At 69.7% G+C, this 25,049-nt stretch carries 22 protein-coding genes; 9 read left to right on the top strand and 13 right to left on the bottom strand.

Translation table 11 applies throughout. The features are described from left to right. Window positions 1-11: 11 nt before the first annotated feature. Together ACFC06_RS17300 and rpsF are read right to left on the bottom strand one after the other, a co-directional pair. On the bottom strand, window positions 12-572 hold the full coding sequence (locus ACFC06_RS17300; RefSeq protein WP_218718404.1) for a single-stranded DNA-binding protein: 561 nt from the start codon (window positions 570-572) through the stop codon (window positions 12-14). A 96-nt stretch (window positions 573-668) separates the two neighbouring features. Further along, on the bottom strand, window positions 669-956 hold the full coding sequence (rpsF, locus tag ACFC06_RS17295) for a 30S ribosomal protein S6 (protein WP_375931770.1): 288 nt from the start codon (window positions 954-956) through the stop codon (window positions 669-671). A 171-nt stretch (window positions 957-1,127) separates the two neighbouring features. Here rpsF and ACFC06_RS17290 point away from each other — a divergent pair, with 171 nt between their 5' ends. Next, complete coding sequence (locus tag ACFC06_RS17290; protein WP_375931767.1) at window positions 1,128-2,495, top strand: hypothetical protein; 1,368 nt, start codon at window positions 1,128-1,130, stop codon at window positions 2,493-2,495. A gap of 60 nt (window positions 2,496-2,555) precedes the next feature. On the opposite strand, the gene ACFC06_RS17285 is transcribed toward ACFC06_RS17290, so the two are convergent. Both ACFC06_RS17285 and ACFC06_RS17280 read right to left on the bottom strand, forming a co-directional pair. Then, window positions 2,556-3,665, bottom strand: a complete 1,110-nt coding sequence (locus ACFC06_RS17285; protein ID WP_375931764.1) for a DUF475 domain-containing protein — start codon at window positions 3,663-3,665, stop codon at window positions 2,556-2,558. A 70-nt stretch (window positions 3,666-3,735) separates the two neighbouring features. Beyond that, window positions 3,736-4,311 (bottom strand): TerD family protein, encoded by a 576-nt coding sequence (locus tag ACFC06_RS17280; protein ID WP_019049996.1) that lies wholly within the window; start codon window positions 4,309-4,311, stop codon window positions 3,736-3,738. Window positions 4,312-4,595: 284 nt separating this feature from the next. Here ACFC06_RS17280 and ACFC06_RS17275 point away from each other — a divergent pair, with 284 nt between their 5' ends. Genes ACFC06_RS17275 through ACFC06_RS17260 form a run of 4 tightly spaced genes read left to right on the top strand, consistent with a single transcriptional unit; the run spans window position 4,596 to window position 10,302 of the window. Further along, window positions 4,596-5,711 (top strand): hypothetical protein, encoded by a 1,116-nt coding sequence (locus tag ACFC06_RS17275; RefSeq protein WP_375931761.1) that lies wholly within the window; start codon window positions 4,596-4,598, stop codon window positions 5,709-5,711. A gap of 42 nt (window positions 5,712-5,753) precedes the next feature. Beyond that, the gene (locus ACFC06_RS17270; protein WP_375931758.1) at window positions 5,754-6,965 is read left to right on the top strand and encodes an HpcH/HpaI aldolase/citrate lyase family protein; all 1,212 of its coding nucleotides are present in this window, start codon (window positions 5,754-5,756) and stop codon (window positions 6,963-6,965) included. Continuing rightward, window positions 6,962-9,457 carry a phosphoribosyltransferase gene (locus ACFC06_RS17265; RefSeq protein ID WP_375931755.1) on the top strand — a complete coding sequence of 832 codons (2,496 nt, stop codon included), beginning with the start codon at window positions 6,962-6,964 and terminating at the stop codon, window positions 9,455-9,457. The genes ACFC06_RS17270 and ACFC06_RS17265 overlap by 4 nt, the downstream gene beginning before the upstream one ends. 38 nt (window positions 9,458-9,495) lie before the next feature. Further along, complete coding sequence (locus ACFC06_RS17260; RefSeq protein WP_375935564.1) at window positions 9,496-10,302, top strand: HAD family hydrolase; 807 nt, start codon at window positions 9,496-9,498, stop codon at window positions 10,300-10,302. Between the two features lie 29 nt (window positions 10,303-10,331). On the opposite strand, the gene ACFC06_RS17255 is transcribed toward ACFC06_RS17260, so the two are convergent. From ACFC06_RS17255 to ACFC06_RS17240, 4 genes are all read right to left on the bottom strand, one after another. Continuing rightward, window positions 10,332-11,381, bottom strand: a complete 1,050-nt coding sequence (locus ACFC06_RS17255; RefSeq protein WP_375931752.1) for an alpha/beta hydrolase — start codon at window positions 11,379-11,381, stop codon at window positions 10,332-10,334. A 109-nt stretch (window positions 11,382-11,490) separates the two neighbouring features. Continuing rightward, the gene (locus tag ACFC06_RS17250) at window positions 11,491-12,255 is read right to left on the bottom strand and encodes an AIM24 family protein (protein ID WP_375931749.1); all 765 of its coding nucleotides are present in this window, start codon (window positions 12,253-12,255) and stop codon (window positions 11,491-11,493) included. A 4-nt stretch (window positions 12,256-12,259) separates the two neighbouring features. After that, complete coding sequence (locus tag ACFC06_RS17245) at window positions 12,260-12,958, bottom strand: AIM24 family protein (RefSeq protein ID WP_375931746.1); 699 nt, start codon at window positions 12,956-12,958, stop codon at window positions 12,260-12,262. Between the two features lie 7 nt (window positions 12,959-12,965). Continuing rightward, window positions 12,966-13,589 (bottom strand): AIM24 family protein, encoded by a 624-nt coding sequence (locus tag ACFC06_RS17240; RefSeq protein WP_375931743.1) that lies wholly within the window; start codon window positions 13,587-13,589, stop codon window positions 12,966-12,968. Window positions 13,590-13,747: 158 nt separating this feature from the next. Here ACFC06_RS17240 and ACFC06_RS17235 point away from each other — a divergent pair, with 158 nt between their 5' ends. Beyond that, on the top strand, window positions 13,748-15,109 hold the full coding sequence (locus ACFC06_RS17235; protein WP_375931740.1) for a TerD family protein: 1,362 nt from the start codon (window positions 13,748-13,750) through the stop codon (window positions 15,107-15,109). Window positions 15,110-15,115: 6 nt separating this feature from the next. Then, window positions 15,116-16,642, top strand: a complete 1,527-nt coding sequence (locus ACFC06_RS17230; RefSeq protein ID WP_375931737.1) for a TerD family protein — start codon at window positions 15,116-15,118, stop codon at window positions 16,640-16,642. 17 nt (window positions 16,643-16,659) lie between these two features. Here ACFC06_RS17230 and ACFC06_RS17225 read toward each other — a convergent pair whose 3' ends face one another. From ACFC06_RS17225 to ACFC06_RS17215, 3 genes are all read right to left on the bottom strand, one after another. Continuing rightward, window positions 16,660-18,339: a glycosyltransferase family 87 protein gene (locus tag ACFC06_RS17225; RefSeq protein WP_375935561.1), complete on the bottom strand. Its 1,680-nt coding sequence runs from the start codon at window positions 18,337-18,339 to the stop codon at window positions 16,660-16,662. Window positions 18,340-18,420: 81 nt separating this feature from the next. Continuing rightward, window positions 18,421-20,628: a transglycosylase domain-containing protein gene (locus ACFC06_RS17220; RefSeq protein ID WP_375935558.1), complete on the bottom strand. Its 2,208-nt coding sequence runs from the start codon at window positions 20,626-20,628 to the stop codon at window positions 18,421-18,423. An 894-nt stretch (window positions 20,629-21,522) separates the two neighbouring features. Then, on the bottom strand, window positions 21,523-21,942 hold the full coding sequence (locus tag ACFC06_RS17215) for a DUF5318 domain-containing protein (RefSeq protein ID WP_375931734.1): 420 nt from the start codon (window positions 21,940-21,942) through the stop codon (window positions 21,523-21,525). 395 nt (window positions 21,943-22,337) lie between these two features. On the opposite strand from ACFC06_RS17215, the gene ACFC06_RS17210 reads away from it, so the two are divergent. Both ACFC06_RS17210 and ACFC06_RS17205 read left to right on the top strand, forming a co-directional pair. After that, complete coding sequence (locus ACFC06_RS17210) at window positions 22,338-22,895, top strand: PadR family transcriptional regulator (RefSeq protein ID WP_278261035.1); 558 nt, start codon at window positions 22,338-22,340, stop codon at window positions 22,893-22,895. Then, entirely contained in the window at window positions 22,888-23,997 is a 1,110-nt protein-coding gene (locus ACFC06_RS17205) for an inositol-3-phosphate synthase (RefSeq protein ID WP_375931731.1), read from the top strand. The genes ACFC06_RS17210 and ACFC06_RS17205 overlap by 8 nt, the downstream gene beginning before the upstream one ends. 61 nt (window positions 23,998-24,058) lie before the next feature. Here the strand turns inward: ACFC06_RS17205 and ACFC06_RS17200 are convergent, their stop codons facing one another. Then, complete coding sequence (locus ACFC06_RS17200; protein WP_375931728.1) at window positions 24,059-24,490, bottom strand: GyrI-like domain-containing protein; 432 nt, start codon at window positions 24,488-24,490, stop codon at window positions 24,059-24,061. A gap of 2 nt (window positions 24,491-24,492) precedes the next feature. Continuing rightward, entirely contained in the window at window positions 24,493-24,954 is a 462-nt protein-coding gene (locus ACFC06_RS17195; RefSeq protein ID WP_375931725.1) for a GyrI-like domain-containing protein, read from the bottom strand. Window positions 24,955-25,049: the final 95 nt, after the last annotated feature.

Raw genomic sequence — 25,049 nt, 5'->3', positions numbered from 1 at the left:
AGTGCCGTTCCTCAGAACGGCGGTTCGTCATCCATGCGGCCGCCGCCCCCGAAGGAGCCGGCCGCGGGCGCGCTACCCCACGGATCGTCGTTGCCTGCGTTGCCGCCGCCCGACTGTCCGCCGCCGTTGTTGGCGTTGTAGCCGCCTGCGCTCGCACCACCACCGGCATTACCGGAACCACCACCGAAGCCGCCGCCTCCGCCGCCGCGACCGGCCTTGGAGACCTTGGCCGTCGCGTAGCGCAGCGAGGGGCCGACCTCGTCGACCTCGAGTTCGACGACCGTGCGCTTCTCACCCTCGCGGGTTTCGTAGGAGCGCTGCTTGAGCCGTCCGCTCACGATCACGCGAGCGCCTCGGGTCAGGCTCTCGGCGACATTCTCCGCTGCCTCACGCCAGATGTTGCAGCGCAGGAACAGGGCCTCGCCGTCTTTCCATTCGTTCGAATTGCGATCGAACACGCGGGGAGTCGAAGCGACGGTGAAATTCGCCACCGCTGCGCCCGCGGGCGTGAAACGAAGCTCGGGGTCTGCCGTCAAATTGCCGATGACGGTGATGACCGTGTCGCCTGCCATGGGGTTCCTCCTGCTCGGGGTGCAGTCCGCATCTCGGGATTTTGCGCTCGAGCCTAAAGCTAGGCTCTGACACGAAATTCGAGAAGTGGTTGCGGACTACTTGTCGTTGCGCAGAACCTTGGTGCGCAGCACCGTCTCGTTCAGGCCCAGCTGGCGATCGAGCTCGTTCACGGTGGCCGGGGTCGCGGTCAGTTCGACGACGGCGTAGATGCCTTCGGCCTGCTTGGCGATCTCGTAGGCGAGCCGGCGACGGCCCCAGATGTCGACCTTGTCGACCTTGCCGCCCTCGGTCTTGACGACGTTGAGCAGGTTATCCAGGGACTGCCCGACGATGCGCTCGTCCAGGCTGGGGTCGAGGATGACCATCACTTCATATTGACGCACGGACCAATCACCTCCTGTGGACTAGGAAACGGCCATGGACTTTCCATGGCAGGAGGGTTCGTTGCGTCAGCAACCCGCCAAGGCTACCTGAGCGCCCCGGCCGCGACGAAATCGATCTTGCGCGCGGGTTGTCCCCCGGTGCTCGCCGCCGCCACGCATAGGGTGGTCGCCATGACGACCGACCCGCAGCACCGCGCGGCACCGCGCGCGGCGCGGGCCACGGTGCTGGCTTTCGTCGTTCTGCTGTTGTGTGGGCTCACGCTCACCATGGCCTATGCCAACAAGGCGCGCTGTGCCGGTGGACCGGTCGATGAATACGGTCGCAGTCTGGTATTCGATGTGCGCAAGGACAGGGATGTCTGTTATTCCGACATCCAATTCCTGTGGCAGGGACGCGAAATCGACAATCACGTGTTCCCCTACGTCGACGGCGCCATCACCGACGACGGCGTGCTCGTCGGTGGCGCGGTGGAGTATCCGGTGCTCAGCGGGCTGCTCATGTGGCTGGGGGCGATCGGGGTCGACAACGACGCCGACTTCCTCTGGCACTCGGCGCTGCTGCTCGCGCCCTTCGCGCTGCTGACCGCCTGGCTGCTGGCCCGGATGGCGGGCCCCGCCGCCCTGCTCTGGGCGACCGGACCACCGCTGGTGTTCTACGCCTTCCACAACTGGGAACTGCCGGTGGTGGCCATGTCGGTGGCGGCGGTGGCGGTGCTCGCGCTGCCGTCGCGAATGAATGTGCGCACCCGGGGGATCATCGCCGCGGTGCTGCTGGCGCTGGGTTTCTGCCTGAAGATCTACCCGGGCATCTTCGTGATCCCGCTGGCGATCTACGTGCTCACCGAGGGCGCCCCGCGCGACGGGCGGCGGCTGCGCGAACTCGATGTGGCGGGCGCGGCGCAGACCCTGCTGGCCGCGATGGCCACGGTGGCCGCGGTGAATCTGCCGTTTGTGCTGGCCGGGGTGGAGGGCTGGCGGGCCTCGGTGACCTTCCAGCGGCTGCGCCAGGCCGACATCACCACCAATTCCATCTGGTACTGGGGTCACCAGGCGATCTTCGGGCGCGACGCCGAGACCACCCAGACCTGGCACGACTTCGTCGCGGTGGCCTCACCCGGGCTGATGGCCGGGGCGTTCGCGCTGGCGCTGTGGCTGGGGTGGCGCCGCTGGACCCCGGCCGCGCCGTTCCCGTGGGTGGGTGTGAGCGCGGCGATGCTGGCCGGTTTCCTGCTTTTCCACAAGGTGCACTCACCCCAGTACACCCTGTGGATAATCCCGTTCCTGGTGCTGCTCGAGGTGCCCTGGTCGATGGTCGCGGCGTATCTGGTGGCCGACGCGGCGGTGGGCATCGGGGTGTTCCGCTACTTCTGGTCGATGGGTCAGGGCGAGGGCTGGGAGGCCCTCGAAGGGGTCGTGCAGTTCGGCGTCTGGTTGCGCAGCGCGCTGCTGCTGGCGCTGTTGTTCGTGTTCCTGCGGGCCCGGCTGCGCGGCGCGGTCCCGGCCGCCGCGCCGCCGCGCGTGCTGGAACCGGTGGCCTGACGGACGACGACGGCGGCGGTTCCCCGGAGGGAGCCGCCGCCGTCGTCGAGCACGAACCGATCAGCTGACCGGCGCGGTCTCCTTGGCCTCGTCGACCTCGTCGGGCTCGGCCTTGCGATTGCGCACGATGCTCGTGATGAGCGCCGCGCCGATGAACGCCACGCCGACCAGGCCGGTGATCAGCTCGTCGACGTGCACGCCGATCGACACCAGCAGGATCGTCGCCAGCGCGCCGATCGCCCAGTGCGCGCCGTGCTCGAGGTACACGTACTCCGAGAGCGTGCCCTGGCGGACCAGGTACACCGTGATCGACCGGACGAACATCGCGCCGATCAGGCCGAGGCCCAGCGCGATGATGATCGGGTCGGAGGTGATGGCGAACGCGCCGATCACGCCGTCGAAGGAGAACGACGCGTCGAGCACCTCGAGGTAGAGGAACAGGAAGAACGCGGCCTTACCGGTCGCCTTGACCAGCGTGGACGGTCCACCCTGCGGGCCCTCTTCGAGCTCCTCGGTGTGGAACATCGAGCCCAGACCGTCGACCAGGATGTAGACGATCATGCCGAGCAGACCGGCGACCAGCACGGTCGAGCGGTCGTCGTCGGCGGCGAGGAACTCCGCCACCAGCACCAGGCCGGTACCGGCGACGACCACCGAGAGCATGTCGAGCTTGCCCGCCTTGGCCAGCGGCTTCTCCAGCCAGCTCAGCCAGGTGATCTCACGCTCTTCGAAGATGAAGTTCAGGAACAGCAGCGCGAGGAACATGCCACCGAACGCCGCGATCTGCGGGTGCGCGTCGGTGAGCAGGGTCTCGTAGCTGGGGCTGCCGTCGGGGAAGTACGCCGCGTCGTCTGCGGGCGGGTTGAGCGCCAGATCGAACGCTTGGACCGGGTTGAGTCCGGCGGTGATCCACACGATCGCCAGCGGGAAGACCAGTCGCATGCCGAACACGGCGATGACGACGCCGATGGTCAGGAAGATCCGCTGCCAGAACTCGCTCATCCGCTCGAGGACGGTGGCGTTGATGACAGCGTTGTCGAACGACAGCGACACCTCGAGAATGCCGAGGATCGCACACAGTGCCAGGGCGGTCGCGCCACCGTAGAGGTAGGCGACGACCAGCGAGACCACCGTGATGACGATGGACAGGCCGAAGATGCGCGTAATCACGCGGAGGGACCTTTCTGTGTCACACGAACAGGGGGCCCGAAAATGTCGAGCCCCCTATCCGCGATGGTGACTAGACGTTGACGCCGTAGTCGCGGGCGATGCCGGCCAGACCGGAGGCGTAACCCTGCCCGATGGCGCGGAACTTCCACTCGGCGCCGTTGCGGTACAGCTCGCCGAAGACCATAGCGGTCTCGGTCGAGGCGTCCTCGGACAGGTCGTAGCGCGCCAGCTCGGTGCCGTTGGCCCGATCCACGACGCGGATGTAGGCGTTGCGCACCTGGCCGAACGACTGCGAGCGGGTCTCGGCGTCGTAGATCGAGACCGGGAAGAAGATGCTCTCGATGGTCGGCGGGGTGTTGGCCAGGTCGACGTTGATGACCTCGTCGTCGCCCTCGCCCTCACCGGTGGTGTTGTCACCGGCGTGCTCGATGGCACCCTCCGGGGACTTCAGGTTGTTGAAGAACACGAAGTGCTTGTCGGAGACGACCTTCTTGTCGGCGCCGGTGGCGATCGCGCTCGCGTCGAGGTCGAAGTCGGTGCCGGTGGTGGTGCGCACGTCCCAGCCGAGGCCGACCGCGACCGCGGTCAGGTTCGGGGCCTCTTTGGTCAGCGAAACATTGCCGCCCTTGGACAGACTGACACCCATGCGGGAATCCCTTCGGTTAGTCCGGTGTGTCGTTTCCCAGCATGTCCGAATCGCCGGGTACGGCTACGACAGTAATAGGTTTCGCGGATCTTGCGTAGGAACCGTCTGCAGCCCAGGTGAAGCGGGGGAATCTCCTACCATCGGGCAGTGTGCGCCCGGCGACGGCGCACGGTTGGGGAAAGGACGTGACGGTGACACCTCGCAGACGCGGCTGGTTCAGGTCCGGGGCGGATCATGGCTGGATCAGTGGTGCGCGAGCCGCGACGTCGGCGGCGTTCCTCGACATGGATCGCAGACAGACGGCGGCGGAGGCGGGTGTGGTGGCCAGCGAGCAGGTCTTCCCGGAACGCCGGGTCGAGGCGCTGTGGGAGCCGGTGCGGGCGCGCTGTTACGCGGCCGCGGGCGCCTACCTGAGCTTCACCGACGAACTCGACGCCGCCGAGGCCGCGGGGACGCCGATCCCCGACGGTCCCGCCAGGGCCGACGCGCTGGTCCGTCAGCTCACCAAGGCCGCGCGCGGGGTCGACGACTTCTATCACGCTCAGCGCGCGGGGCTCGAGCACGCGGCGAGCGTGCGCAGCTCGGTGCCGCAGTTGCTCCAGCAGGTCCGCCAGGACGGCGAGCGGGCGCTGGCGGCGGCGCAGTCCTCGGGGTTCGCGGCGTATCCGTCGATCGTGGCCGGTGTCGCCCGGCTGAATGAGGCGCTGGTCACAGCCTCGGCGGTGGACCCGCTGAGCGCGGTCGCGGCCGCGCGCGAGGCCGCGGCGGGGGTGCAGCAGGCCACCAAGGATCTCTCGGATGCGTTGGCGCAGGCCCCTTCTCGCGCCGAGGCGGCGAGCAAGGCGGTCGCCTCGGTGACCACCCGGCTGGCCGCGGTGCGCAATCGCGGGGCGGCGCTGGGCCCGGCGTACTCGGCGTTGCTGCGTGAGTTCAACGCTGCGAGTTCGGCGGATCTGACCAACAATGAGCGAGACAGCCGCCGCGACATCGACGCCGCAGACGTTGCGCTGGCCGGAGCGCGGGTCGCGGCCGCCGACCACGACCCGGAGACCGCCCTTGACCTGACCGCCACCGCGCGTGAGCACCTCGCCGAGGCCGAGCAGCTCGTCGACGCCGTCACCCGACGGCTGGATCTGCTGCGCGGGGTGCGTGCCGACCCCGACGCGAAGGCCCGCACCGTACGATTCCGGCTGCGGGACGCGCAGATGCTCGCGGTCGACCGAGGACTGGTCGCCGAGTGGGGTTCGGTGCTCGACGCGCAAGCCGAACGCCTCGATCGCATAGCTTCCGGACTGACGGGTCGTCATCCAGACTATTGGGCGTACGTGACGGAACTGGATACCGTCGCGACGTTCATCGCCGGAGTGGTCGACCGCATGAGAAAACACGACAGCACATAGGACCTTCAGCAGAGATGACTTGGCACGAATGAGGTGGGGGGAATGACCGCGGGGTACGCCGTAGCGACAGAGGTTTGCCTGCACAAGCAGGTGCCGCTGCGACATTTCCGTCAGCTACAGGGCCCACGCAGCCGTGAGCTGTTCCTGGTGGAACCCGAGCCGCTGGTCGGCTCCGATGACCGCGAGCTACTGGCCACCGCGCTCGGCGCGACCCTGTACGTCCCCGCGACCAGGCCCGACCTGGCCGCCACGATCCGCAGACGGGCCGCGCGCGGCGTGTGTTCGATGGTCATCGACCTCGAGGACGCCGTCGCCGATCACCAGGTCGAGGCCGCCGAACAGCACGCGGTGGACACCCTCGACCTGCTCGCGCACAGCCGCGACCCCAATCCGCTGCTGTTCGTGCGGGTGCGCGAGCCACGGACCGTCGTGGAGCTGGCCGAGCGGCTCGGCCGCGGCGGCGAGGTGCTCACCGGCTTCGTCTTCCCCAAGTTCGACGCCGTGACCGGGCGCGCCTACCTCGACGCACTCGACCGCGCGAGCCGGGTACTCGGCCGCCGCGTCTACGGCATGCCGGTGCTCGAGTCGGCGAACCTGGTGCACCGCCAGACCCGCGACGAGCAGCTGGCCGCCATCGCCGAGCTGCTGGCCGCGCACCGGGAGCGGCTGCTGGCCGTGCGTATCGGCGCCACCGACATGTGCTCGACCTTCGGCATCCGCCGCGACCGCGACCTCACCATCTACGACGTGCGCGTGGTCGCCGACGTGATCGCCGACATCGTCAACTATCTCGGCCGCGCCGACGGCACCGGCTTCATCATCACCGGGCCGGTGTGGGAGTACTTCGCCGATCACGAGCGGATGTTCCGGCCGCTGCTGCGCACCGCGCCGTTCGAGGAGTCCGACGCGGTGCCGTTCCGGCAGTACCTGGTCAGCCGCGATCTGGACGGCCTGCTGCGCGAGATCACGCTGGACCGCGCCAACGGCATCCAGGGCAAGACGGTGATCCACCCCTCGCACGTGGCCGCCGTGCACGCGCTGTCGGTGGTGACCCACGAGGAATACGCCGACGCGCTGCACATCATGGAGGCCGACGTCGGTGGGGTCGCGGCCTCGGAATACCGCAACAAGATGAACGAGATGCGCCCGCACCGCAGCTGGGCCCGCCAGACCCTGGTCCGGGCCCGCGCGTTCGGAGTCGCGAACAAGGGAGTGTCCTTCGTGGATCTGCTGACAGCGATGATCGCCGAATGAGCGCGGTCGAAACCCCCTGGGCCACCGCCCAGTTGGGCATCGAACTGCACCACACCGAGTCCTTCGCCGCCGGTGTCGCACCATCCACCGGCGAGCTGACGATCGGCGGGCTGGTCGTCCCCGGCCTGCGGCGCAATCCGCGCCGCGCGCATCTGCTGGTGTCGACGGTGCTGGGCAAGCATCTGCCGACCGATCCGCGCGTGGTGATCGGCGCGGGGGAGCGGCTGGCCGATCTCGTGCGCGAGAAGCTCGGTGAGCGCGAACCGGTGGTGCTCGGGTTCGCCGAGACCGCGACGAGTCTGGGCCACTGCGTCGCCGCGCGCCTCGATGCCGCCTGCTACCTGCATTCCACCCGCAGGCACGAGCCGCGCGCCACCACGCTGACCGGTTTCGAGGAGGGGCATTCGCACGCCACCTCGCATCTGCTCCAGCCCGCGCCGGCGAGCATCTTCGTCAACGACCAGCCGCTGGTGCTCGTCGACGACGAGATCTCCACCGGTGACACCGCCATCGACGCCGTGCGCGCCCTGCACGCCTTCGCCCCGCGCGCGCACTACGTCCTGGCCTCCCTGGTCGACATGCGCACCCCCGCCGATCACGCCAAGTTCGAGGCCGTCGCCGCCGAGCTCGGCGCCCGCATCGACACCGTCTGCCTGGCGGCGGGCCGCACCGAACTGCCCGACGGCCTGATCGGCACGGTCACCGCCCTGCCCGACCCGCAGCTCAATCCAGTTGCCGCCCAGCGTGGTTCGTCGGGCCGCATCGAGCTGACCTGGCCTTCGGAGGTCCCCGAGGGCGGCAGGCACGGCACCCTGCGCTCGGACTCCGGCGCCTTCGACCTGGCCCTGAAGTCGGCCACCGCCGAACTCGGCGCCCGCCTGGACGCGGAATTCCCCGGCCGCCCGGTGATCGTGCTCGGCCACGAAGAACTCATGTACCTCCCGCTGCGCCTGGCCGCCGAACTCGCCGCCGCGGGCACCCCCACCCGCTTCCAGACCACCACCCGCTCCCCGGCCTACGTCCTCGACGAACCCGGCTACCCCCTGCGCCGCGGCTTCCGCTTCACCGCCCCCGAACCCGACCCCACTGCCGCCCGCTACCTCTACAACGCCCAGTGGCCCGACAGCACCGAGCCGCCACTGCTGCTGTTCGTCCTCGACCCACCCGCCGACACCCCCGAACTGGTCGCCCCCGGCGGCCTGGTCGACGTCCTCACCGCTTCCGGCGCCGACGTCCTGCTCGCCGTCGTCCCCGGCGCCGACCCCCGCGCGCTGGACGCCTACCGCACCGCCCTGGCCATGCCGGTCGAAAGTGCCGGGTCGAACTCTGCCAGCAGCGACACCGCGCCGATCGCGGCTGCCCCGTCGACCTCCCTTCCCCCGCTGCACGGACCCGAATTCGGTTCCTACGCAGCCGAAGACGTCTCCTGGCTGCTCAAGGACCTCTCCGACGTCGACCTGGAAGCCGATGTGGCCGAACGGGAGCAGCGCATCCAGGCCGGTCTCGCGCACTACGCCGAATCGCTGCCGGTGGAGTTCCAGCCCGACGCCGAGTACCGCGAGCTGTTCGACCAGGTGCTGGCCGAGAGCGCCGAGCGGCTGGCGCTGGCGGTGGCGACCGTCGCCGAACTCGTTGTCGCCGAACGCGGTACGGACATCGTGCTGGTGTCGCTGGCCAGGGCGGGTACCCCGGTCGGTGTGCTCATGCGCCGGTGGCTGGCCAGTGGCATCGGCCGCCCCGCGCTGGAGGTGCCGCACTACGCGGTGTCGATCGTGCGCGACCGGGGGATCGACGCGGCGGCGCTCGATTACCTCGCCCAGCATCATGATCCGTCCTCGATCGTGTTCGTGGACGGCTGGACCGGCAAGGGTGCCATCACCCGGGAACTCACCGAAGCCCTCGACGCCTACCACGCGGCGGGCGGCGCGAGGTTCGACGACGAGCTGGCCGTGCTGGCCGACCCCGGCAACTGTGTGCGCACCTACGGCACCCGTGACGATTTCCTCATCGCCTCGGCGTGCCTGAATTCCACTGTCTCCGGACTGGTTTCGCGCACCGTGCTCAACGACACGCTCATCGGTCCCGGTGAGTTCCACGGCGCCAAGTTCTATCGCGAACTCGCCCACGCCGATGTCTCCAACCAGCTGATCGATGCCGTCACCGCCGCGTTCGGCGCCATCGGCGAGCAGGTGCCCGCGGCGGTCGCCGCCATCCGGGAATCCGATCGCACCCCGGACTGGTCGGGCTGGGCGTCGGTGGAGCGGGTGCGGGCCGAATACGGCATCAGCACAGTCAATTTCGTGAAGCCCGGGGTCGGCGAGACGACCCGGGTGCTGTTGCGCCGCGTACCGTGGCGGGTGCTGGTTCGGGACGCGGACGCGCCGGAGCACGCCCACATCCGCCTGCTCGCCGCGGCGCGCAATGTCCCGGTGGAAGTGGTACCCGACCTGGCCTACTCCTGCATGGGCCTGATCAAGGAGCTACCCCGGTGACCGCAACGGCACTGTTCGCCACCGATCTGGATCGCACGATGATCTTCTCGCGCAACGCCTTCGGTGGCGCGGAGGAGATCGAGAAGGAGTGCGTCGAGTACTACGAGGGCGAGCCCCTGTCGTACATGACCACCACCGCCGTCGCGAGCCTGCGCACGCTGGCGGGTCGCGCGCCGGTGATCCCGACGACCACCCGCACCATCGAGCAGTTCCAGCGGATCACCCTGCCGGGCGCGCCCTGGCGCTACGCCATCACCAGCAACGGCGGCAATATCCTGGTCGACGGCATCCCCGATCCGGCCTGGCGCCTGGGGATCGACGACCAGGTGCGTGCCTCGGGCGCCACCCTCGCCGAGGTGGGCGCCGAATTACGCGCCCGCATCGACGATTCCTGGGTCACCAAGTACCGCGAGGCCGACGAGCTGTTCTGCTACCTGGTGGTGCGGATCGACGCGGTGCCTACCGGCTTCCTGGCCGAGTGGGACACCTGGTGCCGCGCGCACGGCTGGTCGGCCTCCCAGCAGGGCCGCAAGATCTACACCATGCCCGACGCGGTCTGTAAGAGCCTGGCCGTCACGGAGGTGCGCCGGCGCCTGGTCGACGCGGGCGAATTAACCGAAGGCGCGGCGCTTTTCACCGCCGGTGACGGTGCCCTCGACGCGCCCATGCTCGAGATCGCCGACGCCGCGATCCGCCCCCGGCACGGCGAGCTGGAGGAACTGGACTTCACCGCCCCCGCGCTCACGGTCACCGAGACGGCGGGCATCCTGGCAGGTGTCGAGATCCTGGACTGGTTCCACACCGCCGCCGAGCGCGCCGCGCTGCCGGTCGCCGATCCGGCCTGACGCTCGGGAAAACCCGGCACGGCATACGGTCACTCCCGGGGGAACAGGCCCTCGGCCAGGACCGGCCAGGACGCCTTGAAGTCGTCCTGCCAGTAGCCCCACGAGTGGGTGCCGCTGTCGCGGAAGACGAAGGTGCCGGGGATGCCGAGCTGGTCGAGCCGCGCGCGCAGATTCTGCGCCGAGAGCCACACCGCGCCCTCGATCAGCGCGCCCAGTGCGACGGTCTTGGGGGTGTCGGCGGGCTTCTCCATCCGGAACGGCCCGCCCGGCTGGTCGTGGATGCCGGGAATGCCATTGCCGGTCGACACGAAAAGATGTGTGCCGCGCAGCTTCTCGGCATTCACCAGCGGATCGTTGGCGGGCCAGCCGGGTCCGTCGAGCGGGCCCCACATGTTGCGCACGTCGCCACCGCCGTACATCTCCACGGTCATCTTCACCGCCTGGCGCCCGGCGAGATCGCTGACCTGGGTGAGCCCGCTGTACACCGCCGCGCTGCGGAACAATCCGGGATGGGCGATGGCCAGATTCAGCACCGGCACGCCCGACATCGACAGTCCGGCAATGGCATTGACGCCATTGGTGCCCAGGGCCGCGTCGATCAGCGGTGGTAGTTCCTCGCCGATGTAGGTCTGCCATTTGTTCACCCCGAGCACCGGGTCGGGTTTTTCCCAGTCGGTGTAGAAGCTCCACGCGCCGCCGATGATCTGCACGACATTGACGTCCTTGTCGGCCAGGAAGTCCAGGGCGTCGGTGCGCAGCTGCCAGGACGCGCGGTCCATCCCGCCGCCGGCGCCGTTGAGCAGATACAGCGCAGGCTTGGGCGCGCTGGTGTCGGCGGGGCGCTGCACGTCCACGGGGAAGGTCTTGTCCATGGCCGCGGAGTGCACGTACAGGCGCAGGTGCCGGGCGTCGGTGACCTCGATCCTCTCGATGTAGGACCCGTCGGGCGCGGTGGCGGCGGTGATGTCGACGCCCGGCGCGGTGGCCGGGACCGCGAACGCGGCGGTCCCGCTGACGAAGGACACCGTGACGGCGCACAGCGCGGCCGCCACGATCCGTCGGATGCTGCGACGCTGCACTGCGCCCACTCCTCTGATCGAACTCCCACCGGCGTGGTTCTCCCGGCGGAGCTCACCGTAGCGGTACCGGCACCGCTGGCGTCAGATTTTGGCGCGTTCTCGTTTCACATCAGTACTGGTGCTGCTGACCAGCCAACTGCTGGGTGATCACGCCGTGGATGCGCTGCAGGCCGCCCACGCTGATCCCGCTCTGCAACTGGCCCTCGATCGTGCGGACCAGCGCGTTGTCGCTCATGATCTTCTCGGTCGACTGGATCAGCACCGTCCCGGCGCCGGTGAAATCGAACTGGCGCTCCTCGCCGGAGTTGGCGCCCATCCTGGCCGCGCCCGCCGCCAGGAACCCGCTGATCCAGCCCTGGTCGTAGTGGTGGCTGGGCGAGGGGCAGTCGGCCCAGCCGACCAGCGACTCCGGGTCCACCCGCAGCGGCGGCTCGGCGAAGATCACCGGGCCGTTGGAGGAGGCCAGGAACTTGCCGGTGCCGATCAGGGTGAGGAAGCCGGGCACGATCGACTGCTTGAGCGCCAGGCCGGGCTCGAAGGCGAGCAGGTTGGCGGCGCGGATGGTGAGGTTGCCGTCGTCGAGATCGAAGGAATTGATGTCGTAGCCGCGGTCGCCGATGATCAGCTTGCCGTGGCCCTCGGCCACCACATAGTCACCGGTGAACAGCGGCGCCGAGAACTGGCTGCTCACCATGTTCATCAGGTGGCCCTGCAGATTGTGGGTGAGCAGCTGGAACTGGATCTGCCCGTAGTAGGCGATCATCGCGCCCTTGCGCATGAACCACGGACCGGTCAGGTCGATGCAGTAGGCGTAGTCGTTGCCCGGAATGTTGTCGCTGGCACCGAGATTCATCGGGGACAGGATTTGGCTCATCGGTTCACAACTTCTCTTCGGAGGCCTGCACGTACACCACACCCTGGCCGTGGCAATGCAGCTGCATCGCCTCGCCCGCGCCGCGGCCCACCGCGTCGCGCCAGCTCATCGCGGCCTTGAGCTCGGTCTGCACATTGCCGTAGGCGGCCACGAACGCCTGCGGGTCGACGACCACCGGATTCGGCCCGCCCACCTGCAATTCCAGGAATCCGCCGTGCGCCAGCAGCACCGCCGCGCCGTGGCCGCTGAGCTGGGTGGTGAACATGCCCTGGCCGGTCGCCACGCCGGCGGCCGCGCCGCGCAGGGCGCCCATCAGACCGCCGCCGCCCCCGCCGCCGCCGGAACTGGCCACCGAGACCACCGAGGCCTGCAACCCGGCGGTGTTGGCCAGCAGCCGCGAGGCCTCCGCGCGCAGCACCGCACCCGGCTGCATCTGCACCACGTGCACCTCGAGCCCGGCGAAACCGTAATGGACGACGCCGTTTCCGCGCGCGAGCATGGTGCGCTCGTGCTCACCGGCCATCATCGCCCCGGCCATCCGCATCAACCCGCCACCACCCGCGCCGGGACCGGCGCCGGGGATCTGGTGCGGTGCGAACGCGACCTGACCGGTGTAGAACAGCATCGCGCCGGTGCGCGCGACCACGCCGCCCGCCTGCCCGACGTCGACCTTGACGACCTTGCCGTTGACCTTCTCGAACATCGCCCGCCTACCGTTCCGCCGGCTGGATCAGCACCACGCCCTGGCCGTCCCATCGCAGCGAGAACGCCTCGCCGGCGTCGTGGCCGACCACCGTCCGCCACGACACATCGGTGACGAAGGACTGGTTCAGATTGCCGCGCGCGGCGACGAACGCGTCCGGGTCCACGATCAGCGGATACTGCGGCGAGACCTCCAGATGGATCAGCGGCCCACCGGCCGACAGCAGCGCCACCTGGCCCTGACCCGACACCGTCGTGGTGAACAAGCCGTTGCCCGAGGACATCCCGCCCACTCCGGCGAAGCGCACATCGGTGCGCAGGTTGCCCGCGAAGGCGAGCAACTGCTGCGACTCCACCTGCAAGGTCTCGTTGTTCAGGTTCACCACCGTGACGTTCTGGCCGTTGACCGCGAAGAACACCCGGCCGTTGCCCGCGCACTCCATCAGCGACAGCTTCTCGCCGGTGGCGCGGCGCTTGAGCCCGGCGAGCACGCCCTCACCGCCGCCGAACCCGGCCGATTTGAACTGGACATTGCCTTCGTAGGCCACCATCGAGCCGGCGATCGCGCGGATGCTCGTCCCCGCGAGATGCGCCTCGATCACCTTCTTCGACTGTTCGAACAATTGCGCCATGACCGGCCCTGATGCCCCTTCTCCGCTAGTGCGAGGTCACCCTAACCGATTCCGGCCGAACCTGCGGTGGCCGCGGAGCGGGGACGCCACCCGCCGCTTTCTCGTAGAGTGACTAGCAAGACCACCGGCAAGCCATAACGACAAGCGAAGGGTCAACCTTGTCCGCAACACTCGCCAAGGGCCAGAACGGACCACTGGCCGTCAGTGACGTCGTGATCTCGCTCCAGCTCACGGCTCCGGCCGATCTGTCCGCACTCCTCGTCACCGAGCAGGGCAAGGTCAGGACCGACGCAGATTTCGTCTTCTACAACCAGCCCAGCGGGCCGGGTGTGGATCTGCGGCCGGGTCCGGCGGGTCAGCCCGCCTCCCTTGCCGTTTCGCTGCCGTCGGTGCCCGCCGACATCGATCAGATCCGCGCCGTCATCACCCTCGACGACGCCACCAGCAACTTCGGCCGCTCCGCGCCACCCACGGCGATCGTGTCCGACGCCGCCGGAAATCAGTTGTTCGAGTACCGGATCGAGGGGCTGAACGCCGAGTCGATCGTCATCGCGCTCGAGCTGTACCGGCGTCAGGGCAGCTGGAAGGTGCGCGCGGTCGGTCAGGGGTACGCCGGGGGGTTCGCCGCGCTGGTGACCGATCACGGTGTGCAGGTGGATGATTCGCCCGCGCCCGCCGCCGCCGCGCAGCCGGTCGCGCCGCCGCCTCCGCCGCAGGCACCGCCCGCCTATCCGCAGCAGGCCGCGCCGAGCTACCCGCAGCAGGCCGCGCCCGCCTACGCCCCGCCCGGCGGCGGCTACCCGCCGCCGGCGCCCCCGCAGCAGCCGCCCACCGGTGGTGGTTACCCGCCGCCGCCCGGTGCCGGGTACCCGCCGCCCACCCAGGCCGCGCCCCCGCCGCCGCAGCAGCCGTCCGGCGAGATCAGCCTGAGCAAGAACGGGCCGGTCAGCCTGCAGAAGGGCCAGCGGGTCACGCTGCGCAAGGAGGGCGGCGCCGCGCTGACCTTCGTGAAGATGGGCCTGGGCTGGGACCCGGTGCAGACCCGCGGCATGTTCGGCAACCGCACCGTCGACATCGATCTCGACGCCTCGGTGTGCCTGTTCGCCGACAACAACCTCGTCGACGTGGCCTACTACGGCCAGCTGTCGTCGAAGGACGGTTCGGTGCGCCACCAGGGCGACAACCTCACCGGCGAGGGCGACGGCGACGACGAGATGATCCTCGTCGATCTCACCCGCATCCCCGCGCACATCTCCACGCTGCTGTTCATCGTCACCTCCTACAAGGGGCACACCTTCGAGCAGGTGCAGAACGCCTTCTGCCGCCTGATCGACGGTGGCAACAACGGCGAGCTGGCCCGCTACACCCTCGCGGGCGGCATGCCGTTCACCGCGATGGCGATGGCCAAGGTGTACCGGGTGGGTGGCGACTGGAAGATGCAGGCGCTCGGCGAGGGCTTCCACGCCAAGCACCCCGGTGAGGCCGTTCCGCAGCTCGGCCGGTTCCTGGGCGGGAACTGAACGATCGTGATCCAGCTCGAGGCGGGGCAGAACATCGGGCTCACCGCCGATATCGTGCGCTTCACCGCGCGGACCGCGGGCGCTGTCGAACTCGGCGCGCTCGCGGTCGGCGAGGATCTGCGGGTTCGTGACGAACTCGGCCACGTGAGCGCGGCCCGGCCCGCGGCGCCCGGCGTGCGCTACGCGGGCGACGCGGTCGAACTGACGCTCACGCAGGTCGGGGCCGACACCCATGCCGTGCTGCTCTATGTCGTCGCCGGGCAGGTGCTCGGCGCCGTCACCGCGGCGCTGGCCGAGAACGGCAGTCCGGCAGCCGAATTCGCCATCACCCCCAGCGCCGGGGAGAGCGCGCTGATCTGCCTCGAGGTGTATCGGCGCGGTGGCGGTTGGAAACTGCGCGCGCTGGGCCAGGGCTATGCCGGTGGCAGCGCGCAGTTGCTGAGCACGCACGGTGTGCCGGTGCCGGTGCCCGCGCAGGCCAGCGCGCCGACCCAGACCGCGCCGCGTCCGGCCGCCCCGCCCGCGTCGGGCATCCCGCTCGAGATCGACCACGGCCTGCAGCGCATGTGGATGATCTTCGAGGACGCCGCCCGCTCAGCCGCCGCGCTGGTCTCGGCCCGCGACTACGCCACCAAGCGCCTCGACCAGGAGATGTCGGAGGCGGTGTCGAACCCGGCGACCCGCAACACCCCGGCCGCCGACGCCGCCAGGGCCGCCGCCCAGCGCCGCTACGACGAGCTGGTCGCCCTGGCCGACGCCGATCACCGGCGCGACAGCGATCAGCTCGGGCTCGAGATCGCCGAGGCCGACGCCGTCATGCCCGCCGCGCTGGCGTCGTGGCTGGCACCGGCCTGGACCACCCGCGCCCAGCGGGCCGACGGCATCCGGCTCGGCGAGCTCTACGCGCTGGACCGCGGCGCGCTGCGCGTGCCGTATTGCGTTCCGGTGCCGTTGAACCGGCCGCTGTGGGTGGACACCGAGTCCAGCGCCGCCGCGTCCCGGGTGGTCGGCGCGCTGCTGGCCCGGCTGGTCGCCGCGCTGCCGGACAAGCCGACCAAGGTGGACCTGATCGACCTCTCCGGTGGTCTGCGCGGGCTGGCCGCACCGCTGGCCCCGCTGCTGGCGGGTCCGGTGATCAGCGACCACAGCGACATCTCCGCCCGGCTCGGCGAACTCGCGCACGCCGCCGAACTCGCCGAAATCGCTTACCACAGTGGACAAGCCGTGCCACCGGCCGAACACCGCATCCTGGTGGCCGCCGATTTCCCGCACGGGTACCAGGCCAGCGATGTGGTGCACCTGGGTCAGCTGATGGTGCGCGGCGACCTGATCGGGCTGTCGCTGGTGGTCGTCGGCAGCGGCGGCACCGAGTTCGCCGACGGCGCGCTGGCGCTGCTGGCCCAGTCCTGCCGTCACCTGCCGACCATCCCCGGCACGCCGCTGTTCGATCCGTGGACGGGCAACCCGTGGGAACTCGACCTGGACATGCTCCCGGCCGAACCCGAACTACAGGCGCGCTACCTGCGGATGTAGCCGGCGCACCGGCCGGGCTACTCCAGCATCGAGGCCGGACGCGAGCTGGTGCAGGCGTGGCGGGGGCGCAGGAATTCCGGCAGCCAGGCCAGCAGCGGGTCGGGGGCGCGGTCGAGGATGCCCCCGGCCGGGTCGTCGACGAATTCGCGGCGGACCAGGTCGTCGCCGGGTTGCAGGATCTGGTGCACGATCAGCGCGCACAAGCCCAGCACCGCCAGGTCGCGCAGCACCACGGTGCCGGTGAACCACTGTTCGGGCAGGCCCTTGGCGTCCTCGCCGAGGTAGTAGTACATGCGCGGGGCCCAGACGAGCGCGTCGATCGTCATCCAGGCCAGCAGGATGCGCCGATGCGGCAACGCGAGCACGGCCAGCGGCACCAGCCACAGCGAGTACTGCGGGCTCCACACCTTGTTGGTCAGCAGGAACGCGGCCACCACCAGGAAACACAGTTGCGCCACGCGTGGGCGCCGGGCCGCGGTGAGCGCCAGGTAGGCGATGCCCGCGCAGGCCAGCGCGAACAGCAGCAGCGAGACGGAGTTCAGCACCGTCGGCGGCTGGCCGTGTTCGAGCTGTCCGTCGAAACCGCCCCAGCCGGTGAACGAGGTGATCACGTTGTAGATCGAGTCGGGGTCGGCGTGGCGGGTGGTGTTGAGGCGGAAGAACTCCCGCCAGCCCTCGGGATAGAGCGCCGCGATCGGCAGGTTCACCGCGATCCAGGTGCCCGCCGCGGCGCACACGGTCAGCGTGGCGGCCCCGAGCGGGCGCAACGCGAAAAGATGGGTCCGCGCGGGGGTTTCGCGCAGGTAGACGCCCAGCGCGTCCAGGCTGTCGATATCGCGCAGCCGCAGGCCCGCACGCGCGGCGGGCTGACGCTGCATCGGGTCCGCGCGCAGACACAGCACCACGATCGGGCCGAGCAGCAGCAGCGGATACAGCTTCGCGGCGCCGCCGAGACCGAGCAGGATGCCGGCCAGCACCGGTTTGCGCCGGGCCCAGGCCAGCAGGCCGGTGGCCGCGAACGCCGTGGCCAGCGCGTCGAAATTGGTGAAGGCGTGCACGATCACCAGCGGCGAGACCGCGATCAGCGCGGCGTCCCAGACCCGGCGCCCGGCTAGTCGCGAGGAGGCCCACACGGTGATCAGCCAGCCCATCGACAGCCCGAGCGCGACGATGTTGAAGTACACCACCACAGAGAGCGCGCCCGGCAGCGGCAGATGGTCCCAGGCATTGGCGATCTGCGCCGCCGCGTACTGGTAGAGGCCCGAGAGCACTGGATACTCCATGTACCTGGTCTCGGTGCCGCCGTCGGGGGTCTTCTCGATCCAGAACTTCTTGTACGGGAAGGCGCCCTCGTCGAGGCGTTCGGCGCCGTAGAGCGGCACCGTGTCCGAGTAGCACATGGCCACGTACTGGCGGCCGTTGCTCCAGTCGAGCATCAGCCCGCCCGCGCCGTCGTCGGTCTGCTGGATGCAGCCCGCCTTGGCGAACCAGCCCAGCGCCAGGAACACCACGGTGAAGGCGAACATCACCCGCAGCGGCGTCCAGAACCGCACCCGGCCGATCAGCGCGTGCTCACCGACCGGCCCGCCGACCACGCTCGACAGCTGCGCTGTCAGCGAATCGTTGCGGCTGGGCCGGTCGCGCGCGTCGGCCGAACGCAGGTCGGCGGCGAGCGTGGCGGGCGCGACGTACTGCACCGCACGGCCCGGCCGGTTACCACTCGACGCCGGCGGGTCCGTGAGTTGCTGATCGGTCACGACATTCGAGGCTACCGGTGACTATCGCGAACGGGTCGGTGTGGCTCCCGCGCCGCTGCTCTCGTCGTCGTTGCCGCCACCGGCGCCCGGCCTGGTGGTCGGGGTGGCGCCGTTGTTGCCGCCGGTTCCGCCGTTGCCGGGCGAGCCGCCCTCCGGCGGGGCCACCGGCTGACCGGGCAGCGGGCCCGCGCCGGTCGTCTCCGGTGTCTGTTGCGACTGCGGCGTCGCGGGCTGCTGCTGCACACCGGGCACCGGGATGCGCACGCCGGGGAAGATCTCCACCTCCGAGGGCACGATCACCGGCGGAGCGAAGGTCGGGGCGGTGGTGGAGGGCGCGGTGTAGGGCGCCGACCACTCGGGCACACCGGCCTGACCCTTGATCGGGGCGGGCTTGGGGAACGACTCGTTGCTCGTGCCCGACAGCGCGCCGTCCATCGTGGCCTTCCAGATATCCGACGGCAGACCCGAACCGTAGATGCTGCCGCCACCGTAGTTGCGCAGCGGATCGCCCTGCTCGGTGCCGACCCACACCGCGGTGGACAGCGACGGGGTGTAGCCGACCATCCAGGCGTCACGGTTGTTGCCGGTGTCGCCGAGCTGGTGGGTACCGGTCTTGGCCGCCGACTCCCGGCCACCGGCCAGGTTGTGGTTGCGCGAGTAGGCCGCGATCGGCTTCATCGCCGCGGTGACGTTGTCGGCCACGGCCGCGCTGACCCGCTGCTCACCGGCGGGCTCGCCGCGGTCGAGCAGCACCTGCCCGTCGGCGGTGACGACGCGCTGCACGAAGTGCGGGGCGTGGTAGACGCCCGAGGCGGCCAGCGTGGCGTAGGCGGAGGCCATGTCCAGCGGCCGGGTCTGGTACTGGCCCAGCACGATGCCGTTGTTCGGACCGGCGCCACCGGGCTCGGTCAGCGTCTCGCCGATGCCCGGCAGTTCCTCGGGAATGCCCAGCTTGTAGGCCATCTCGCGGATCTTCTGCGGGCCGCCCTGCATGTCGAGCTGCATGCGGTAGAAGCTGGTGTTCAGCGAGCGCTTGAGCGCCTCGGCGATGGTGCACATGCCACACGACTCGCCCTCGACATTGCCGATCTCGATGCCGTTGACGGTGATCGGCGAGCTGTCGTAGAGCTGCGAGAGCGGGATGCCCTGCTCGAGGTTGGCGGCCAGGCCGATCACCTTGAACGAGGAACCGGTCGGCAGGCCGGCATTGGCGAAGTCGAAGCCCTGGCCGTCGTTGCCGCCGTAGTAGGCACGCACGGCGCCGCTGCGCGGGTCGACCGAGACCACCGCGGTGCGCAGGTTCTCCGGCTCACCGTCGAGGTTCTTCTGGGCCGCGTTGACCGCCGCCTCCTGCGCCTTCGGGTCGATCGTGGTGGTGATCTGCAGGCCCTCGGTGTTGAGCTGCTGCTCGCTGATGCCCGCGGCCGAGAGTTCCTTGAGCACCTGGTTCTTCACCAGGCCGCCCGGGCCCTCGTCCTCGTCGCCCTCGTTGAGCGAGGCCAGCGTCACCACCTGCGGGTACTGCATCGAGGCGCGTTCGGCGGCGGGCAGGTTGTTGCCGCTGACCATGCCGTCGAGCACGTAGTTCCAGCGCGACTTGGCGCCCTCGGGGTTCTTCTCCGGGTCGAGCAGCGAGGGCAGCTGGATGGTCGCGGCCAGCACCGCGCCCTCGGCCACGGTCAGTTCCTGCACCGGCTTGCCGAAGTACGCCTTGGCGGCGGCGTCGATGCCGTAGGCGCCGCGGCCGAAGTAGATGGTGTTGAGGTAGGCGGCGAGGATGTCTTCCTTGCTCCACTGCCGCGCCATCTTGGCCGAGATGACCAGCTCGTGCATCTTGCGCGTCATCGACCGCTCGTCACCGACCAGCGCGTTCTTCACGTACTGCTGGGTGATCGTGGAACCACCACCGGCGCTTTCCTTGCCGAGGACGTTGTCGCGGGCGGCGCGGGCGAAGCCGGACACCGAGAAACCGGGGTTGGTGTAGAAGTCGCGGTCCTCGGCGGCGATCACGGCATTGCGCACGTGCGGCGGGATCTGATCGATCGAGACCTCGGTCCGGTTGCCCTGTGGCGGAACCACTTTGCTGATCTCGGTGGTGCCGTCGGCGGCGTAGATCATGGCGACCTGGTTGGTCTCGAGGTCACCGGGCTTGGGCACCGACACGGCCGTGTAGGCGACCAGGAACACCGCGCTCGGCACGACGACGGCCAGCGCCATCAGCACGTACATGGTCCGGCGGATCGCCCGCCAGGGGAACTTCTTCTTGGTCACCGAACCATCACTACCGGAGCCGTGGTCGCCCCCGCCACCGTCGCGGCGGTTGCGCGGACCGGTCGGCGGCGGGGTGCCGCCGGTGCCCGTCGCGCGGCGTTCACCGGTGGTCGGGCCGCCGGGACGGCGTCCGGCACCGGGCCGTGCGCCCGCCGCCGCGGCACCCGCGCGGGTGGTGCGGTTCACATCGTCGGCGCCGTCGCGCACGGTGCGTCCGGCGCCGGTCTGCCCGGCGCGCACAGTCGGTTCGTCGGGCGTTCCCGGACGCGGAAGTTTCTGCGTGGCCCCGGCCGCGGGCACACCCCCGGGACGACCCGGCTGCGGCGGCCTGCCCGGCCCGCCCTGCGGACCGTTCGGACGCGGCCCGCCCACGCGCTGCGTCGGCCCGCTCTGCGGCCCGTTGACGCGCTGAGTGGGCCCGTTCCCCGGACCACCGGCGCGCTGGGTGGGGTCGCCCCCGCCCGCCCGCTGGCCCGGACCGCCCTGCGGGCCGCCGGGACGCTGTGGCGGCGGACCCGGCCGACGTGGCGGCATGCCACCCGGCGGCGGTCCCTGTTGACGATTCGGCGGCGGCCCGCCCTGCGGACCGCGGCCACCGGGCACCGGCCCGCGTCCGCCCGGTCCGGGAGCGCCCTGGCCGGGTCCGCCCTGGCGCGGCCCGTTCGGCGGCACCGGCCTGCGCGGCGGCTGACCACCGCGCGGATCGTCACCGAAGGGGGAGGGCTCGTAGGGCGAACTCACTGACCAGATCTCCATAACTCGTAAGGTTCAACCGGCACACGACATCCGCGCCGGAGGACCGGCGCGGATACCTTGCACCCTGAACAGCAGTGCCTCACGGGGGTGGCGCTGTCACTCGGCGACAGAGCGCCGCCCCGCTCGCGAATTCGTCCGGCGCCGGGCCGGCGCGGGCGCCGATCCGAGCACATACGACTGCACCAGGTGGTTCCAGCTGCACGAGCGGCACACCTCGACGACATGCACCGAGAACTCCTCGTTCGACTCCGCCATCCTGATCAGTTCCTCCGGGGTCCGAGCCGAGCCGGCCGCTTGGCCGAGCCCGTCGCCGAACACCCAGGAAACCAAGGTCAGCTGCTCTTTCCGGCAGATCGGGCAGGTGACCTCACTGCCCCGGCCGTGGAACTTGGCGGCCCGGAGCAGGTACGGATTCGCGTCGCACACCTCGGCGACACCCACCCGGCCCGCGTAGACGTCGGCCAGCAGCGACCGGCGCCGGAGCGCATAGTCGACCACCTGCCGCTGAATTCGCACGATCACCAGAGTAGCGGGGTTTGAATCGGGCCGTCGTGGGCACCGCAGCATCGGTCCGGCCACCCCGCCTGCCGCATGCCGGTGCGCGGCAGGGTGTTTTCGCAGGTGAGGTGCACCAGCGCAACGGCCGATTCCGGCCGGTCCCCGTGCGCCGCCCGCCCGGCGCCGCGGGCGCGTGAGATCGATCGCGCGCCGATGTCGACCGTGCTTGACGCCGACGATGGCGTCCGGGCCGTCTCCGGCGCCGCGCGCGGACTCCTCACCAGCGGTAACGGAGTGATGTGCGTCATTCGGCTATGCGTTGTTATATCGGCCCGATATAGTTGGTACTCGCATCCATCGGTTAGGTCTGTTCGGTCTGTCGGGCCGACATAGTGCAGGGAGTGAGGTCGGCAGTGCTCGAATTGGCGATTCTCGGCCTGCTCCTGGACGCGCCCATGCACGGCTACGAGCTGCGTAAACGGCTCACCGGCCTGCTCGGTGCGTTCCGGGCCTTCTCCTACGGGTCGCTCTACCCCACGCTGCGCAGAATGCAGTCCGACGGGTTGATCGCCGAGGAGATTCCGGAGGGCGCGACCGCGCGCCGTGCGCGCCGCGTCTACCGGCTGACGCCGGTCGGGCGGGAACGGTTCAACGAACTCCTCGCCGACACCGGTCCGCAGAACTACACCGATGACGGCTTCGGCGTTCACCTCGCCTTCTTCAGCCGCACCCCTGCCGAGGCAAGGATGCGGATTCTGGAAGGCAGGCGGCGCCAGGTCGAGGAGCGCCGAGAGGGACTGCGCGAGGCGATCAAACGGGCTTCCGGCTCGCTGGATCGCTACACGAGCCAGCTCCACCAGCTCGGATTGGAATCAAGCGAGCGCGAAGTGCGCTGGCTCAACGAGTTGATTGCGGCGGAGCAATCGACGAAGGCGGCACCACAGAAAGAGGGAAAGAGCGGCCATGAGTGATGTCAACAAGGTTGGGTCCGGCGAAGTTCGCGTCGCGATCGTCGGTGTGGGCAACTGCGCGTCGTCGCTGGTGCAGGGCGTGCAGTACTACAAGGACGCCGACGAGAACTCGACCGTTCCCGGCCTCATGCACGTCAAGTTCGGTCCCTATCACGTCAAGGACGTGAAGTTCGTCGCCGCGTTCGATGTCGACGCCAAGAAGGTCGGATTCGACCTGGCCGAGGCGATCTTCGCCAGCGAGAACAACACCATCAAGATCTCGGACGTGCCGCCGACCGACGTGACGGTCCAGCGCGGCCCGACCCTCGACGGCATCGGCAAGTACTACGCGCTGACCATCGAGCAGTCCGAGGCCCCGGCGGTCGACGTCGTCAAGGCGCTCGAGGATGCCCAGGTCGACGTGCTGGTCTCCTACCTGCCGGTGGGCTCCGAAGAGGCCGACAAGTTCTACGCGCAGTGCGCCATCGACGCGAACGTCGCCTTCGTCAACGCGCTGCCGGTGTTCATCGCCTCCGACCCGGTCTGGGCGCAGAAGTTCGTCGACGCGGGCGTGCCGATCGTCGGTGACGACATCAAGTCCCAGGTCGGCGCGACCATCACCCACCGCGTGATGGCCAAGCTGTTCGAGGACCGCGGCGTGGTGCTGGATCGCACCTACCAGCTCAATGTCGGCGGCAACATGGACTTCAAGAACATGCTCGAGCGTGATCGCCTGGAGTCCAAGAAGGTCTCCAAGACCCAGGCCGTCACCTCGAACCTCACCGGTTCGCTGGCGGGCAAGGTGCACGACCGCAACGTCCACATCGGTCCCTCGGACTACGTGGAGTGGCTCGACGACCGCAAGTGGGCCTACGTGCGCCTCGAGGGCCGCGCCTTCGGTGACGCCCCGCTGAACCTGGAGTACAAGCTCGAGGTGTGGGACTCGCCCAACTCGGCCGGCATCATCATCGACGCCGTCCGCGCGGCCAAGATCGCCAAGGACCGCGGCATCGGCGGACCCGTCATCCCGGCCTCGGCCTACCTGATGAAGTCCCCGCCGGAGCAGATCGCCGACGACGTCGCCCGCACCCAGCTCGAAGCCTTCATCATCGGCGCCGAGTAGGACATACGGCACAAGGGCCGGGCCCCACGGAAATCCGTGGGGCCCGGCCCTTTTCGGTCGCTCAGTCCAGCGAGACGTACACCTCGACGCTGGTCGGGCCGGTGTAGCGCTCGAGTTCGGCCGTGTGGGAGCGGGTGATGGTGCCCGCGTTCTCGGCCTTGATCACCTGGGCCCAGGCGGTGCGCAGCAGGTCGTAGGGCTTGTCGGAGACGACGAACTTGGCGTAGCGGCCCGCGGGGACGCGGGTGAGCACATCGCCCTCGTCGATGTCGTCGAGGCCCTCGACCTCGTAGCCCAGCACCGCGACGGCGTGGTCGTTCTGGCCGATGTAGGCGGCGGCGCGCGGCACCGTCTTCTCCCGGGAGAGGTAGCGGTCCCAGGTGAAGTTCACCAGGTCCAGGTCGCGGGCGGTCACCTCGCGACCGGTCAGCGGCACGGTGAGTCCCGCGATCAGCCCGTCGTCGAGGGTGACGATCTCGAAATCGACAGCCATGGTTATTCGCCGCCCTTCTCGCCGTTCAGCGACACGAAGATCTCCACCGAGTGATCGTCGGGGTACAGCTCGTAGTCACCGGCATAGGCGCGGTCGAACTCCCCGGCCGCCTCGGCGTCCCAGATCTGGCGCCACAGCGCGACGATGACATCGCCCCGGTTCTCACCGCTGGCGGCGAAACGGGCATAGCGGCCCCCGGGGATGCGGGCGAGCACGTCACCGACCTGGAGATCGGCGAGGGTCTTGCACTCGTAGCCGACGATATGGGTCAGGTAGGAGTTGATCTCCGCGGCGAAGTCGACGTACCCGGTCGCGACCGGTCCCGGTAACTGCGGCCGCGCCAGCAGATGCCTCCACGCCTCCACCACTTTGGCTCGCCGCGGACCCTCGACGGCGAGCGCCGGGCTGCGGAGCACCGTGCCCGCGATCAGCGTCTCGGGACGGTCAACGACATTGAAATCCACCTGCGTAGCCCCTATGTCTAGTCTCGTCGTCGCTCGAGCGCGTCCATCTTCCCGCATCGCTACGACAGGTTCCGCGCCGGGCTCGTTCGCGCTCT

The organism is Nocardia sp. NPDC056064, assembly GCF_042266925.1.
GTDB lineage: Bacteria > Actinomycetota > Actinomycetes > Mycobacteriales > Mycobacteriaceae > Nocardia.
The sequence above is the reverse complement of the archived record's forward strand: the minus strand, read 5'-3'. Positions and strand labels throughout refer to the sequence as shown.

What these genes read in the sequence shown, in the direction of transcription:
- ACFC06_RS17205 (WP_375931731.1), top strand. Translation starts at nt 22,888, where the DNA reads ATGAGTGATGTCAACAAGGTTGGGTCCGGCGAAGTTCGCGTCGCGATC.
- ACFC06_RS17260 (WP_375935564.1), top strand. Translation starts at nt 9,496, where the DNA reads ATGATCTTCTCGCGCAACGCCTTCGGTGGCGCGGAGGAGATCGAGAAG.
- ACFC06_RS17280 (WP_019049996.1), bottom strand. Translation starts at nt 4,311, where the DNA reads ATGGGTGTCAGTCTGTCCAAGGGCGGCAATGTTTCGCTGACCAAAGAG.
- ACFC06_RS17300 (WP_218718404.1), bottom strand. Translation starts at nt 572, where the DNA reads ATGGCAGGCGACACGGTCATCACCGTCATCGGCAATTTGACGGCAGAC.
- ACFC06_RS17245 (WP_375931746.1), bottom strand. Translation starts at nt 12,958, where the DNA reads ATGTTCGAGAAGGTCAACGGCAAGGTCGTCAAGGTCGACGTCGGGCAG.
- ACFC06_RS17270 (WP_375931758.1), top strand. Translation starts at nt 5,754, where the DNA reads ATGACCGCGGGGTACGCCGTAGCGACAGAGGTTTGCCTGCACAAGCAG.
- ACFC06_RS17240 (WP_375931743.1), bottom strand. Translation starts at nt 13,589, where the DNA reads ATGGCGCAATTGTTCGAACAGTCGAAGAAGGTGATCGAGGCGCATCTC.
- ACFC06_RS17250 (WP_375931749.1), bottom strand. Translation starts at nt 12,255, where the DNA reads ATGAGCCAAATCCTGTCCCCGATGAATCTCGGTGCCAGCGACAACATT.
- ACFC06_RS17200 (WP_375931728.1), bottom strand. Translation starts at nt 24,490, where the DNA reads ATGGCTGTCGATTTCGAGATCGTCACCCTCGACGACGGGCTGATCGCG.
- ACFC06_RS17275 (WP_375931761.1), top strand. Translation starts at nt 4,596, where the DNA reads ATGGATCGCAGACAGACGGCGGCGGAGGCGGGTGTGGTGGCCAGCGAG.
- ACFC06_RS17220 (WP_375935558.1), bottom strand. Translation starts at nt 20,628, where the DNA reads ATGTACGTGCTGATGGCGCTGGCCGTCGTCGTGCCGAGCGCGGTGTTC.
- ACFC06_RS17290 (WP_375931767.1), top strand. Translation starts at nt 1,128, where the DNA reads ATGACGACCGACCCGCAGCACCGCGCGGCACCGCGCGCGGCGCGGGCC.
- ACFC06_RS17265 (WP_375931755.1), top strand. Translation starts at nt 6,962, where the DNA reads ATGAGCGCGGTCGAAACCCCCTGGGCCACCGCCCAGTTGGGCATCGAA.